General features: G+C 49.0%; 12 protein-coding genes. All 12 read left to right on the top strand.

The features are described 5' to 3' along the window. Positions 1–8: 8 nt before the first annotated feature. The 12 genes from KQX66_RS13095 (at position 9) to KQX66_RS13150 (ending at position 13033) form a co-directional block, all read left to right on the top strand. Positions 9–1298 (top strand): dihydrolipoamide acetyltransferase family protein, encoded by a 1290-nt coding sequence (locus tag KQX66_RS13095; protein WP_216793003.1) that lies wholly within the window; start codon positions 9–11, stop codon positions 1296–1298. A gap of 35 nt (positions 1299–1333) precedes the next feature. Then, positions 1334–2473 carry an acyl-CoA dehydrogenase gene (locus KQX66_RS13100; RefSeq protein ID WP_216793005.1) on the top strand — a complete coding sequence of 380 codons (1140 nt, stop codon included), beginning with the start codon at positions 1334–1336 and terminating at the stop codon, positions 2471–2473. Between the two features lie 14 nt (positions 2474–2487). After that, positions 2488–3828 carry an acetyl-CoA carboxylase biotin carboxylase subunit gene (locus tag KQX66_RS13105; RefSeq protein ID WP_216793007.1) on the top strand — a complete coding sequence of 447 codons (1341 nt, stop codon included), beginning with the start codon at positions 2488–2490 and terminating at the stop codon, positions 3826–3828. A 17-nt stretch (positions 3829–3845) separates the two neighbouring features. Then, positions 3846–4058, top strand: a complete 213-nt coding sequence (locus tag KQX66_RS13110; protein ID WP_216793008.1) for an acetyl-CoA carboxylase biotin carboxyl carrier protein subunit — start codon at positions 3846–3848, stop codon at positions 4056–4058. 23 nt (positions 4059–4081) lie between these two features. After that, on the top strand, positions 4082–4984 hold the full coding sequence (locus tag KQX66_RS13115; protein ID WP_216793009.1) for a hydroxymethylglutaryl-CoA lyase: 903 nt from the start codon (positions 4082–4084) through the stop codon (positions 4982–4984). 37 nt (positions 4985–5021) lie between these two features. Then, positions 5022–5804, top strand: coding sequence for an enoyl-CoA hydratase (locus KQX66_RS13120; protein ID WP_216793011.1), 783 nt, complete (start codon positions 5022–5024; stop codon positions 5802–5804). A 31-nt stretch (positions 5805–5835) separates the two neighbouring features. After that, a complete protein-coding gene (locus tag KQX66_RS13125; RefSeq protein ID WP_216793013.1) occupies positions 5836–7374 on the top strand; it encodes an acyl-CoA carboxylase subunit beta in 1539 nt (512 codons plus the stop codon). Between the two features lie 145 nt (positions 7375–7519). Further along, the gene (locus KQX66_RS13130; RefSeq protein ID WP_216793015.1) at positions 7520–8413 is read left to right on the top strand and encodes a LysR family transcriptional regulator; all 894 of its coding nucleotides are present in this window, start codon (positions 7520–7522) and stop codon (positions 8411–8413) included. A gap of 108 nt (positions 8414–8521) precedes the next feature. Beyond that, positions 8522–8605, top strand: coding sequence for a TetR family transcriptional regulator (locus tag KQX66_RS38705; RefSeq protein WP_438804192.1), 84 nt, complete (start codon positions 8522–8524; stop codon positions 8603–8605). Positions 8606–9740: 1135 nt separating this feature from the next. Further along, complete coding sequence (locus KQX66_RS13140; RefSeq protein WP_216793017.1) at positions 9741–11048, top strand: S8 family peptidase; 1308 nt, start codon at positions 9741–9743, stop codon at positions 11046–11048. 67 nt (positions 11049–11115) lie between these two features. Beyond that, a complete protein-coding gene (locus tag KQX66_RS13145; protein ID WP_216793018.1) occupies positions 11116–12786 on the top strand; it encodes a S41 family peptidase in 1671 nt (556 codons plus the stop codon). Positions 12787–12880: 94 nt separating this feature from the next. Continuing rightward, positions 12881–13033 carry a hypothetical protein gene (locus KQX66_RS13150; protein ID WP_216793111.1) on the top strand — a complete coding sequence of 51 codons (153 nt, stop codon included), beginning with the start codon at positions 12881–12883 and terminating at the stop codon, positions 13031–13033. Positions 13034–13450 lie beyond the last annotated feature (417 nt).

Raw genomic sequence — 13450 nt, forward strand, 5'->3', positions numbered from 1 at the left:
AGGAGAATATGGCCGAGAACATCGTTATGCCCAAGTTAGGGGAAAGTGTAACGGAAGGAACCATCTCCAAGTGGCTAGTCAACATCGGGGATCAAGTGAAAAAATACGATCCCATCTGCGAAGTGATTACCGATAAAGTAAATGCGGAGGTTCCTTCTACTTTCAGCGGCACGATATCTGAAATTGTCGTTCGAGAAGGTGAAACGGTAGCGGCAGGCGCTTTAATTTGCCGTATTGCGGTGGGAGATCAAGCGATCCCGCCGGTTGAATCCAAGACGTCAGCCGCCGCTCAAGATCAGGAAGCCGCTGATGTACCGGCGCATGCTGCCACGAACCCACGCTATTCGCCGGCCGTGCTTAAACTGGCGCAAGAAAACAACCTGGATCTTTCCCGTATGGAAGGATCAGGCGCTGCCGGACGCATCACCAGAAAAGACATCTTGGACCTATTGCAAGGAAAGAGGCAGGCCGCAGCCACTCCCGTTCCAAAAACAGAACCTCCGTCTAAGATTACGCCCCAACCGGTAGAATCAGCCCGCGACATTCCGAAGCCGTCCGTTCCGGTTGATACGCTGTCTGCCGTCCATTCTCCATTAAATCAAGCCGACGAGACGATCCCGGTTACCGCCATCCGCAAAACGATCGCCGAACGAATGGTAAAAAGCAAGCAGGAGATCCCCCATGCCTGGCTTATGGTCGAATGCGATGTCACCAACCTGGTACGTTATCGGGACCGGATCAAAGAGGAGTTTAAGCAAAAAGAAGGCATCCATTTAACTTATTTGCCGTTTTTTATCAAATCGGTTGTCGAAGCCCTGAAGGAATTCCCTACCTTAAATTCGCAGTGGGCAGGCGATCACATGATCCTCAAAAAAGCGGTTCATATCTCGATGGCCGTCGCCACCGATCAAGCGCTATTCGTTCCCGTCATTAAGAACGCCGACCAAAAAAGCATTTTCGGTCTTGCCAAAGCCATAGACGAATTAGTCAAGAAGGCAAGGGAGGGCAGGTTAGCGCTGGAGGATATCACCGGCGGAACGTTTACCGTTAATAACACAGGCTCTTTTGGCTCCATTCTTTCAGCTCCCATCATCAATCCTCCGCAAGTCGCCATTTTAAGCGTCGAAGCCATCGTAAAACGTCCGATCGTCATCGATAACATGATTGCCATCCGCGATATGATGAACATTTGTCTTTCCTTGGATCACCGGGTGTTGGACGGTCTGGTGTGCGGCCGCTTCTTGAAGAGAGTCAAGCAAAAGATTGAAGGCTACGGCATGGAAACCGGACTCTATTAACAACTCAGCATGTTTAAGTTAGGGGCGATGAAATCATGCATTTTGATTTAACCGAAGAGCAAGCGTTGATCAAGAAGATGATGCGCGATTTTGCGGAAGGCGAAGTAGCTCCGGGCGCAGATGAGCGGGATCGAACAAAGCAATTTCCGGAGGATGTTTTCGATAAATTATCGAAGCTGGGCGTCATGGGTCTGCCTTTTCCCGAACAATACGGCGGCGGGGGAGCGGATACCATAAGCTTTGCTATCGCGGTAGAAGAATTAAGCCGGGTATGCGCCTCCACAGGGATCACGTATTCCGCCCATATTTCGTTAGGCGGGGCGCCCATCCATTTATTCGGAACGGATGAGCAAAAGGAAAAATACTTAACCCCTCTTTGTACAGGCGAATACTTGGGCGCGTTTGGGCTGACGGAACCTAATGCAGGCTCCGATGCAGGCGGAACCCAAACGACAGCGAAACGGCACGAGGATCAGTGGATCATTTCCGGTTCGAAATGTTTTATTACCAATGCAAGCTATGCCAAAAACTTGGCGCTCACGGCCGTCACGGATCGCTCCAAAGGAACGGACGGAATCAGCGCGTTTATCGTGCCTACAGATGCGCCGGGAGTTACGGTCACCAGCAATTATGAAAAGATGGGTCTTCACGCTTCGAATACAACGGAGCTGGTTTTGGATAGTGTAGTTGTTCCCAAAGAAAATCTACTGGGGAAAGAAGGAAACGGATTCAAGCAATTTTTAGCGACGCTTGACGGAGGGCGAATCGGGATCGGGGCCATGGCCGTCGGGATCGCCCAAGGGGCGTATGAAAAATCGCTCCAATATGCCAAAGTAAGAAAACAATTTGGCCACAGCTTATCCGCCTTTCAAGCCATCCAATTCAAACTGGCCGACATGGCCATGACGATTGAAGTCGCACGCAACATGGTGTATAAAGCAGCCTGGCTTAAGGATCAAGGTAGAGGATTCAAAAAAGAAGCGGCGATGGCCAAATTATTCGCTTCGGAAATATGCATGAAGGTGTGCGACCAAGCCGTTCAGATCCATGGCGGGTATGGGTACATGAAGGAATATCAGGTGGAGCGGTTTTTCCGGGACGCCAAGCTTTTAGAGATCGGGGAAGGCACTTCGGAAATCCAACGAATGGTCATTGCGCGCCAGATCGGTTGTTAAAGGGGATGGATTCTATGTTCAAGAAGATTCTAATCGCCAACCGGGGGGAAATTGCTTCCCGGGTGATCCGTACTTGCAAATCGCTGGGCATTGCCACCGTCTGCATCTACTCGGAAGCGGACAAGGAGGCCCCTCATGTCAAGATGGCGGATGAGGTCTACGGGGTGGGGGGGCCAAAAGTAGCGGAAAGCTACTTGAATATCGACAAAATTTTGGAAATTGCACATCTTTCCAAGTCGGACGCGATTCACCCCGGCTATGGCCTTCTTTCGGAAAATGCCGAATTTGCCCGCCGCTGCGAGGAAGCCGGTATCATATTCATCGGTCCGTCGGCGGAGGTCATCTCCCGCATGGGCAGTAAAATCGAAGCGCGGAATATCATGGAAAAGGCGGGGGTGCCTGTCGTCCCCGGCATCTCTTATCCGTTAGCGGATGCGGAAGAAGCGGCGCGGGCAGCCGATCGTATCGGCTACCCGGTCATGCTCAAGGCTTCGGCCGGCGGCGGCGGGATCGGCATGCAGATCGTTCACAGCGAAGCGGAAATTCACAAAGCGTTCGAAGGGAACCGGAAACGCGCCTCCGATTTCTTCGGAGACGGGGCCATGTATATCGAGAAGGTTGTGGAAAATCCCCGGCACATCGAAATTCAGATTTTGGCCGATTCCTATGGGAATACCGTTTACTTATGGGAACGGGAATGCTCCATTCAACGCCGCCATCAAAAAGTAGTGGAGGAGGCCCCTTCTACCTATCTGGATGAATTCACTCGCGGCAAAATGGGAGAATCGGCGGTAAGGGCGGCTAAATCTATCGGATACCGGAATGCGGGAACCATCGAGTTTTTGGTTGACGGGAACAAAAATTTCTATTTCCTTGAAATGAATACTCGTCTACAGGTCGAGCATACGATTACAGAAGAGATTACCGGCTTGGACTTGGTTGCGGAGCAGCTGCGAATTGCGGCCGGGCATTCCTTGAATTTTGGTCAATCCGATGTGAAACGCGACGGTCATGCGATTGAAGTGCGGATTTATGCGGAAGATCCGAAGACGTTCTTCCCGTCCCCGGGAACGATTACGACGTTTGCCATACCCGAAGGACCGGGAATCCGCCATGAGCTCGCTGTACAGGAGGGCTCCGTGGTTACGCCTTTCTATGATCCGATGATTGCCAAGCTCGTGGTGCGAGGCAGGGATCGCGACGAGGCGATGGACCGGCTTCAAGCGGCGTTAGCCCATTATCACGTTCAGGGAATCAAAACAAACATCCCGATGCTGCAGGAAGTGATCGCGCATCCCGCATTCCGTTCAGGCGATACGACAACGGGTTTCGTCGCCAAGTATTTACGATCGTAAAACAGGAGGTGATTTAGATGAGCAAAATCGTGGCATTTATGGCGGGAAATGTGTATAAAGTTTTGGTCAAGCCCGGGGATCAAGTCGAAGCGGGACAAGATGTGGCCATTTTGGAATCGATGAAAATGGAGATCCCGGTCACGATCAGTTCCGGCGGGACGGTAAAAGAAGTAAAAGTGAGCGAAGGCGACTTTGTTGATGAAGGGGATCTACTGCTCGAGCTGGATTAAAACGTATGCTGGGGGTCGGGGAGATGAACTGGCCGGCGAGTGTAACGATCAAAGAGGTTGGTCCGAGGGATGGATTGCAGAATGAGAAAGTCTTTGTTTCGACAGAGGATAAAATAGCATGGATCAACCAATTGTCCGGCACCGGAATGAAGTCTATTGAAATCACTTCGTTTGTGAATCCGAAGTGGATTCCGGCGCTGGCAGATGCGTCTGAAGTTGCGAAAGGAATCGAGCGGGTGCCTGGTATCGTTTATTCGGCTCTCGTTCCGAATCGTCAAGGCCTGGAGCGGGCGTTGGAAGCCGATGTGGATGAAGCGGCCGTCTTTATGTCCGCCAGCGAAACCCATAATCTAAGGAACATCAACAAGTCGATTGACGCTACTTTTCCGATCTTAAGAGAAGTGGTGCAAGAAGCTCTTTCCGCAGGAAAGTCAGTCCGCGGTTACGTGTCAACCGTTTTCGGTTGTCCCTACGAAGGGCCTGTTTTCATCGACGAGGTGATCCGGGTATCGGAAACGTTGTTCGACATGGGAATTGGCGAGTTATCGCTCGGGGATACGATCGGCATTGCCAATCCCAAGCAGGTACAAGGGGTATTGGATGTTCTTTTAAAGCGTTTTGATACCGGGAAACTGGCCCTGCACTTTCACGATACGCGCGGGACGGCGCTGGCTAATATTCTGGTGTCCTTGGACATGGGGATCACGACGTTTGATGCTTCCGTCGGCGGGTTAGGCGGATGCCCGTATGCGCCCGGGGCGTCGGGCAATGTGGCTTCGGAAGATTTGCTTTACATGCTGGATACGATGGGGATTCAAACGGGGGTCCATCCGGAAAAGCTGCTCGCTGCGGCCCGTTTTATACAGGAAAAGATCGGAAGAGCTTTACCAAGCCGTAATCTTCAGGTCGGCAGCTCGGACGGTTAAGCGGGCGCAGGATTCGGTTCAGGGAAGGAGGGGGATCGTGGAAAAAACTGTATTGTCCACCAGCATCGGAAACGGAATTGTGCTCATCACTTTAAACCGGCCGGAAGCCGCCAATGCGCTATCGATCAAGATGCTGGAAGAGTTGCGGGATGCGGCAGCAGCATGTAAATTTGACCGGCCCGTTCGCTGTATCGTGGTCACCGGGGCTGGAGAGAAGGCCTTTTGCGCAGGTGCGGATTTAAAAGAGCGCGCAGGCATGGACATGAACCAGGTGCGCAGGACGGTTGCTTTGATTCGCGAGACCATCAATGAGCTGGAAGCTTTGCCGCAGCCGGTTATTGCCGCCGTGAACGGAGCCGCTTTTGGCGGGGGAGCGGAATTGGCGTTGGCCTGCGATATTCGGATCGCCTCCGAGACGGCAACCTTCGCCCTAACGGAGACGTCACTTGGGATTATTCCCGGCGCAGGCGGAACGCAGCGGCTGCCGAGGCTGATCGGGAAGGGGCGCGCCAAAGAGCTCATTTTCACCGCAAGAAAAATCGATGCCGAAGAGGCAAGGGGCATGGGGTTGGTAGAGTATGTAGCACCGCCTGAAGCTCTTATCGATAAAGCGCTGGAAATCGCGGGCCGCATTGCTCGAAATGCTCCTGTCGCTGTAGCGCAGGCCAAGTTCGCTATTGATAAGGGGTTTGATGCGGATCTGGGCACCGGGCTTGCGATTGAGCACAATGCCTATGAAGTCACGATTCCGACAAAGGATCGCCTGGAAGGACTGGAGGCGTTCAAAAATAAGCGTCCCCCCATATTTAAGGGCGAGTAACAAGCATTTTGGAGATAAGGAGGAATAGGGGATGTCCATGGACATAAAGCCGGAGGAACTGCAGGAGCGTATTTCACGGGTCCTCCAAGGGGGGGCGCAGGCTTATCATCAAAAGAATGCGGCGCAAGGAAAACGGTTTGTCCGCGACCGTTTGAAGCTATTGTTTGATCCGGGCTTCGAGCTGGAGGATGCGTTATTTGCCAACTGCGCGGCAGAGGACCTTCCGGCCGATGGTGTAGTTACGGCGATCGGCAGGATTAACGGGAAAATCGTGTGTGCGATGGCCAATGATTCCACTGTCAAAGCCGGTTCTTGGGGATCGCGTACGGTAGAGAAGATCATTCGAATCCAAGAGACGGCCGACAAAATGAGAGTGCCGTTGATTTACCTTGTGGATTCCGCAGGTGCCCGCATTACGGACCAGGTCGAGATGTTTCCCGGACGGCGCGGGGCCGGCCGTATTTTTTACAATCAGGTTAAATTATCGGGTAAAATTCCTCAAATCTGCCTGCTCTTCGGTCCTTCGGCTGCAGGCGGGGCTTACATTCCGGCATTTTGCGATATCGTGATTATGGTGGACGGCAATGCATCCATGTATCTCGGTTCCCCGCGAATGGCGGAGATGGTTATCGGAGAAAAGGTTACGCTAGAAGAAATGGGTGGCGCGCGCATGCATTGCTCGGTATCCGGCTGCGGGGATGTGCTGGCCCAAAACGAAGAAGAAGCCATTGCCATGGCACGGCAATATCTGTCCTACTTTCCCGCCAATTTTTCCGAAAAACCGCCGGTTATGGAAGCAAAGGCACCGCAATCCTTTGAGAAATCGTTAGAAGAGCTCATCCCGTCCAATCAGAATGCCCCGTTTAATATGCATGACTTGATTGACCGGATTATTGACGAGGGGTCATTCTTTGAGATCAAGAAGCTGTTTGCCGGCGAGCTGATTACAGGATTAGCCCGTATGAACGGAAAACCGGTCGGGATTGTTGCCAATCAGCCACGAATTAAAGGGGGCGTGCTGTTTCACGATTCGGCGGATAAGGCGGCCCGATTCATTACCCTTTGCGACGCGTTTCATATCCCGCTTCTGTTTCTCGCCGACGTCCCCGGTTTTATGATCGGCACGAAGGTCGAGCGGGCAGGAATTATCCGCCATGGCGCGAAAATGATTTCCGCCATGTCCGAAGCGAGCGTCCCTAAAATCTCGGTGATCGTCCGTAAAGCCTACGGGGCGGGCCTCTATGCGATGGCCGGTCCTGCGTTTGAACCGGATTGCTGTCTCGCCTTGCCTACGGCGCAAATTGCGGTGATGGGACCGGAAGCTGCGGTCAACGCTGTCTATGCCAATAAAATTGCCCAACTGCCGGAAAACGAACGGGCCTCCTTTATCGAACAAAAGCGGGAGGAATATAAGAAGGATATCGATATTTACCGGCTGGCCTCCGAAATGATCATTGACGGGATTATTCCGGCCAATTCGCTACGCGACGAGTTAGTGAACCGATTCGAGGCTTATTCGTCCAAGGTTGTCGTCTTCTCCGAGCGAAAGCACCCGGTATATCCGGTTTAATTCGCTGGCCTTTTTGAACAGCACCATGCGTTTAGCGACGCACCGGTGCTGTTTTTTGCGCGAACAGCATATCATAGTCTTGAACCGGAGGAGGAATGGTTTGGAGACGCTTTGCCTATAGGGGAAGGAGGCAGATCCGGATCAGATGGATATTAGACAGCTTCAATATTTTGCAGAGGTGGCCAAGCATAAAAATTTTACAAAAGCTTCACAGGTCCTGTTTGTTTCTCAGCCATCCATCAGTAAGATGATCAAGAGCCTGGAAGACGAGTTGGGCGTTACTTTGCTTGACCGTTCCGAGAGGGAGGTTGTACTCACGGATACGGGAAAGCTGGTTAACGAGAAAGCTTTGAACATTTTGCAATTGCTGGAGGAGCTATCTTTTTCGGTTAATGAGCTGGTACATGTACAAAGAGGAAACGTGAAAATGGGAATCATGCCTACAATCGGCGCACTGCTTTTCCCGAAAATCATTGCCGAATTCAAGAAGAGATATCCCGGGATTGAGATTCAAATGGTAGAATACAGCGCGAAACAGGTAGAGACGCAGATGGAGCAAGGAAATATCGATTTTGGAGTCACGGTGCTGCCGGTGAACACTCGACGGTATGGAACGGTTTCCTTGTTAACTGAAGAACTGGTGGTCATTGTAAGCCGTCAGCACTGGCTTGCCGGAAGAGCATCCGTCGGTTTAGCCGAATTAAAGAATGAGCCGTTTATTCTGTTCACCAAGGAATTCGCCCTTCATGACGTGGTTTGGCAGGCATGCCTGCAGGCCGGGTTCGAACCCGAGGTGGCCCATATGACCTCTCTGTGGGATTTCTGCTGCGAGATGGTGGCGTCTCAATTAGGAATTTCATTGATCCCCCGATCGATGGCCAGCCGTTTGCATCATCTTGCCGTTCATCCCGTTTCGATTTCCCATCCGCAGATTGCGTGGGAGTTGGCGCTTATTTATCCTCGGGATAAATACCTTTCTTATGCATCCCGGGAGTTTATTGCCTATATCCAGGCCAATCCGCCGAATCAACCGGGATGATGAACAGCGGCTGTATGCGCTTCATGATCTAATGTGAATGAATAAAAATAAAATTCATTCAGAAGAGGTAAAGGATTCAAAGACACGAATATCTCAGACATTGCAAAAATGGCGGGAATAGCGGTAGGTACTTTTTATAATTACTATTCTTCGAAAGAGAAATTGTTCTTTGAAATCTATATGATTATTTAAAAAGTGGAAAGCTGAGGGGGCAATCCGAGAGGATATTGATGAGGGGCTTTTGTCTGCCTTTTTTGACTCGCTAGCTTATATACGATTCGCACAAGGAAGAAATAGGGGTACAACATTTTCCCCAGTTGATCCAGTATATGGCGGACTCATTCTTTTTTTTGCTCCAACATGAATGAATTTTATAATATTCATTCATATCGACCTTGCAAGAGGTTTCATGGAATAATTCCCGGTTGATTAGGAGAAATCTCTCTGAAGAAATTTCCAAGTTAAAACAACTGCCCGGTAAGGATACTTTAGTTACCGGCAGTTGCCAATTAGTAAACACATGGGGAAAATGGTGTAACCCAAAACTAAAAGCGGAAGGTGAAACTTGATGTTTAGCTACAGGCCGGCAACGTCCCAAAATTTTATCGAGATTTCTAAATTTTCGCAGGATGCCAGGAAGTTTAAGCCGACTGTAATCTATGCTTAACGATAAAGTTGCCGGATAAATTTTAGTGTTGTTCTACAAGAAGATTGAATCCAATATAGTAACCAGGCAACAGACAAAGATTACATAATAATTGTTCAGTAACGTAAAACTCCGAACTTTGTGCCGAATGACAACTCAGTCATATCGGCACTTGTTTGATTTCAAGATCGTATTTTTGAGTTACAGCGGGTAACTTAAAAATACGATCTTTTACGTTTTATAACATGTAATTGCAAACTTTTCCGGGTAGTCGTACAATTGGAATATATTGAGAAAACCAAAGGGAACGGAGTGTAGATTATGGACAATAAGTACACCCCTATAATTAAGTTCAAGCAAACGCGGTATGGTAGTAACCATTGGATAAAGTCACAAAGGGGTCTGTCTAAACTCAATTGAAATAGATCAGTGGATATAGGGGGTAACATTAGCTGGTTTTATTTTGTGGTAATGATAAAGGCCTCACGTCATCACCGATTGGTGTGATTCATGAGGCCTTTGTCAATCGACAATCACATCCGCAAATCGAAAAGTTTGATCAATAAAGGAAATTTAAATACCATTTATGGGAATGGAAAACAGTTTTGTTAGTGATAATAATTCGAGGATACTGGAATGGGATACTTCCAGAATACCAACGAAAATAGAGGAGTGGTTTTGTTGAATAGGGATGGACGTAAAATGCTGGATGTTCTTGTAGAGGTACGTTCAAATCAGAAGAGCTTGGAAGAACTCATGTCCATGTCTACTTCTGAAGTAAATCAGTCGATTATCCAGTTTCAAGCATTCCAGGTGGATAAGGAATTCAAACCAATCGAGATGCGAAACGGTGAATCACAGCGTCATAATTCTGGAGAAAGCTTCCATGCCAATGAATCTGATCATTCCAATACGTTAATGATTCGGGGACAAATACCTGAGGACCAACTAGAAGAGCTGAGACAGCAAGCAAATGTAGTGAACGTATTCGATAATCCCAAAGGGGTCATTGCTCCAATGGCTGATCCCGTTGATTGCAATTCTAGACAGGCTAAAGGCACTCTGAAGGACGTAGTCAAATATCTCGGCGTGGATCATATTTGGAATCAAGGCTTTAAAGGTGAAGATATCGTTATCGGAATCGTAGACGACGGGATTACCGCACAAGGGCGTGCAGCAGGAAGCAGGAACCTTCTTCCAAACGTAATCGGAGGATCCCGTGAGGATTGGGGACAGATTACAATCACGGAACATGGAAATATGACGTCCACCGATGCGCTTGGCATAGCCCCTAACGCCAAATTATTAGACCTGCGAATCTTTGAAAGAACCGGTATAGAGGAGTCAAGGGTGGACCCCATTGTTGCTGCATATGAGTGGGCTATCCAACATTATCAAAGAACGGGAACCCCTCAAGTACTCTCCAACTCATGGGGGTACATAAGACCTGTAGATGGGGTAACGAATAATCCTAATCATCCGGCAAATCGCAAGATTCTTGAAGCCATTCAGGCGGGGATCCTTGTATTGTTCTCTGCAGGGAATTGTGGAGACCCTTGTTTCAATCCAGATCCAGAACGTTGCGGTACACACGGACCCGGTCAAAGTATTCATGGCATGAATGGACATCCGCTAGTCATGACAGTCGGAGCGGCTAATATCCACGAAGTTCGTGCGGGTTATTCCGCGCAAGGTCCAGCCAATTTTGATGCTCGTAAACCTGATTTTTGTGCTCCGACACACTTTAAAGGTTATTTCGAAAGCGATACGGGAACATCCGCAGCTTGTCCTATAGCTGCAGGAGTGGTCGCATTAATGAAGCAGCTAAATCCTGCTCTTACGCAAACAGAAGTTAAACATGCGCTTATGGAAACGGCAAAGAATATGGAGGAGGACGGCTGGGATGCCGATACCGGTGCTGGGATGATTCAAGCACTTGAGGCATTTACAAAAGTAAAAGAAAGCCACAGGGAAGCAGTAACCATCTAATCAGTTTTCAACCAGTTAACGCTTGATGGTCATTACCGCCCCGCCTAATACGAAGGAGGAATCCATAATGGTTCTCACCATGGAAGCTGTAAACCCTATTCTTAGAGACTCCGTTACACTTGCTGATTTTTTGGAAACGACGAAGGAGCTCGAGCTCACAACAGCGGAGCGGCGGACAATCGTAGATCAGGCACTGATCATGATTGACTCTGTTTACGTTCATTTGCCGCTAAAGAAAGCCATGTATGCAATTAATCCCGTACAAAGGCTGAAGATTCTAAAGCGCCAAATCAATATCCTATCGGATCGCGAGTTCCACAGTGAAATGCTGCACATTTTCAAGGAAATGAGGGATCTTCACACCAATTATATTTTACCTGCTCCATATAAGCAGCATACTGTTTTTCTGCCGTTCCTGATGGAGGAGTACTACGATGATACGAAGAAACGCCATTACATCGTTACGAGGGTGATCCCCGGCTTCCATCACGATACTTTCAAACCAGGTGTCGAAATTACGGACTGGAACGGGGTTCCCATTGACCTGGCGGTGGCCATGAATGCCGACCGAGAAGCAGGCAGCAACAAAGCAGCTCGGCACGTAAGAGGATTAGACGCAATGACTGTACGTCCAATGGCTTTCTCATTGCCGCCAGCCGAGCAGTGGATCATAGTAGGCTACACCAGCAATAACCAGCATTACACCATACAGCTATCATGGCAAGTGCAACAGTTCCCTTCATTCAACGAAATGGCAAACTCTGCTGTAGACGAGGAATTTGCAACTGATAAAGGGCTGGATCTTAACATGGAGCTTACCAACACAGCCAGAAAGGTCCTATTCTCCCGAGACGCTAAAGAAAGCAGCGAACAATCACCCGATCCCAGGTCCGCTGCCACCCCAACCATTATGGGAGATGAAGATCTCTTAAGACGCAAAAGCCTATATCCGGGTACCTTTCAATTTCGGCCCGTAGACACTCCTCAAGGTCAAATCGGTTACCTGCGTATACGCACCTTTAGCGGTCCGGAACCGAACGCCTTTGTCCAGGAGGTGATCCGGATAGCGGAGCTGCTGCCGCAAGGGGGATTAATTATAGACGTACGAGGGAATGGCGGCGGGATCATCGTCAACGGTGAACGAATCCTGCAGCTCTTCAGTTCGAATCGAGTGGAAGCCGAACGGCTGCATTTTATTAACAACGAAGTAACCCTTGCTATTGCGAATTCAGATACTTTTAACGGATTTGCCAAGCAATGGGTCAATTCCATAGACTTGTCTACGGTTACCGGTTCCATATATTCTCAAGGCTTCCCCATCGAATCCCCTGAGCTAACCAATAGTATTGGACGCCGTTATAATGGCAACGTTGTTGTCATAACAGATGCCCGCTGCTACAGTACGACAGACATCTTTGCTGCAGGCTTCCAAGACAATAAGATCGGCAAAATTCTAGGGGTAGATGATAATACTGGAGCAGGGGGGGCCAATGTATTTACTCATGAGACATTACGATATGTACTACAGGGACCGGATTCTCCCTTCCGGGAGCTGCCTCGCGGAACAGCTATGCGAGTTGCCATCCGTCAGACTACACGCGTCGGTGACAAAGCCGGTCTGCCTGTCGAGGACCTTGGGATACAACCCGATGCGATTCATCGCATGACTCGAGATGATGTCCTCTACGACAACCGTGACCTTATTGCAGCCGCAGCTGCACTGCTTATGCAGCCTTAGGGCGAAGAACCAGGACGCTAAAGAAACCCGTATAAATTCGGGTGTCTTTCGACATACTACCTCCACATGAAGACCAAGAAGAGGAGGGATAGACTTGAGAGAGTCGAAGGGCGAGACAAACACGGACCGGATGGTGGGAGCTCGTTATACAGAAACCGATGAGTTGGGACATGAACGGAATGAAGTAGCCAAGGCGGAGAAGCAGGCAGCCTCCCAGGAAACAGCCGGTGTACAGGACCCAAGATAGTAAGCAAGCTGATCATCCCACAATCCAGCTATACCGAACAAAACTAATCATCGAGAAGAAGACGCCGGGGAAGATGCCGGCGTCTTTCATTTTGAACCCTAGTATGAGAATGCTCTACAGACACAACCGGCTACCGTTTAGATTTTTGGGATTTTTCCTATAAACACAAGTATTTTGTTAGATGGACCATTATTTTAAATGATACTCATGAAAAGATAGGAACTATTGAAATGTTTCATAGAAACGCTGAAGATGAATTTAACCATCACGGCGTTTTGAGAATGGATCTAAAGAGTAAGCACGAAGTTCAATCAATAATTAATGAGCTATTGGATTTTTACGATGATTATTTCGTGAAATATAGATCGTGATAACAAAGCCAATAGGAAAAATCTATAACATATAAATACGAACTAA

Source organism: Paenibacillus oleatilyticus (genome assembly GCF_018998565.1).
Lineage (GTDB): Bacteria > Bacillota > Bacilli > Paenibacillales > NBRC-103111 > Paenibacillus_G > Paenibacillus_G oleatilyticus.

Coding starts and splice junctions, on each gene's coding strand:
- KQX66_RS38705 (WP_438804192.1), top strand. CDS start 8,522: ATGGCGGGAATAGCGGTAGGTACTTTTTATAATTACTATTCTTCGAAA.
- KQX66_RS13095 (WP_216793003.1), top strand. CDS start 9: ATGGCCGAGAACATCGTTATGCCCAAGTTAGGGGAAAGTGTAACGGAA.
- KQX66_RS13115 (WP_216793009.1), top strand. CDS start 4,082: ATGAACTGGCCGGCGAGTGTAACGATCAAAGAGGTTGGTCCGAGGGAT.
- KQX66_RS13110 (WP_216793008.1), top strand. CDS start 3,846: ATGAGCAAAATCGTGGCATTTATGGCGGGAAATGTGTATAAAGTTTTG.
- KQX66_RS13130 (WP_216793015.1), top strand. CDS start 7,520: ATGGATATTAGACAGCTTCAATATTTTGCAGAGGTGGCCAAGCATAAA.
- KQX66_RS13105 (WP_216793007.1), top strand. CDS start 2,488: ATGTTCAAGAAGATTCTAATCGCCAACCGGGGGGAAATTGCTTCCCGG.
- KQX66_RS13125 (WP_216793013.1), top strand. CDS start 5,836: ATGTCCATGGACATAAAGCCGGAGGAACTGCAGGAGCGTATTTCACGG.
- KQX66_RS13100 (WP_216793005.1), top strand. CDS start 1,334: ATGCATTTTGATTTAACCGAAGAGCAAGCGTTGATCAAGAAGATGATG.
- KQX66_RS13145 (WP_216793018.1), top strand. CDS start 11,116: ATGGTTCTCACCATGGAAGCTGTAAACCCTATTCTTAGAGACTCCGTT.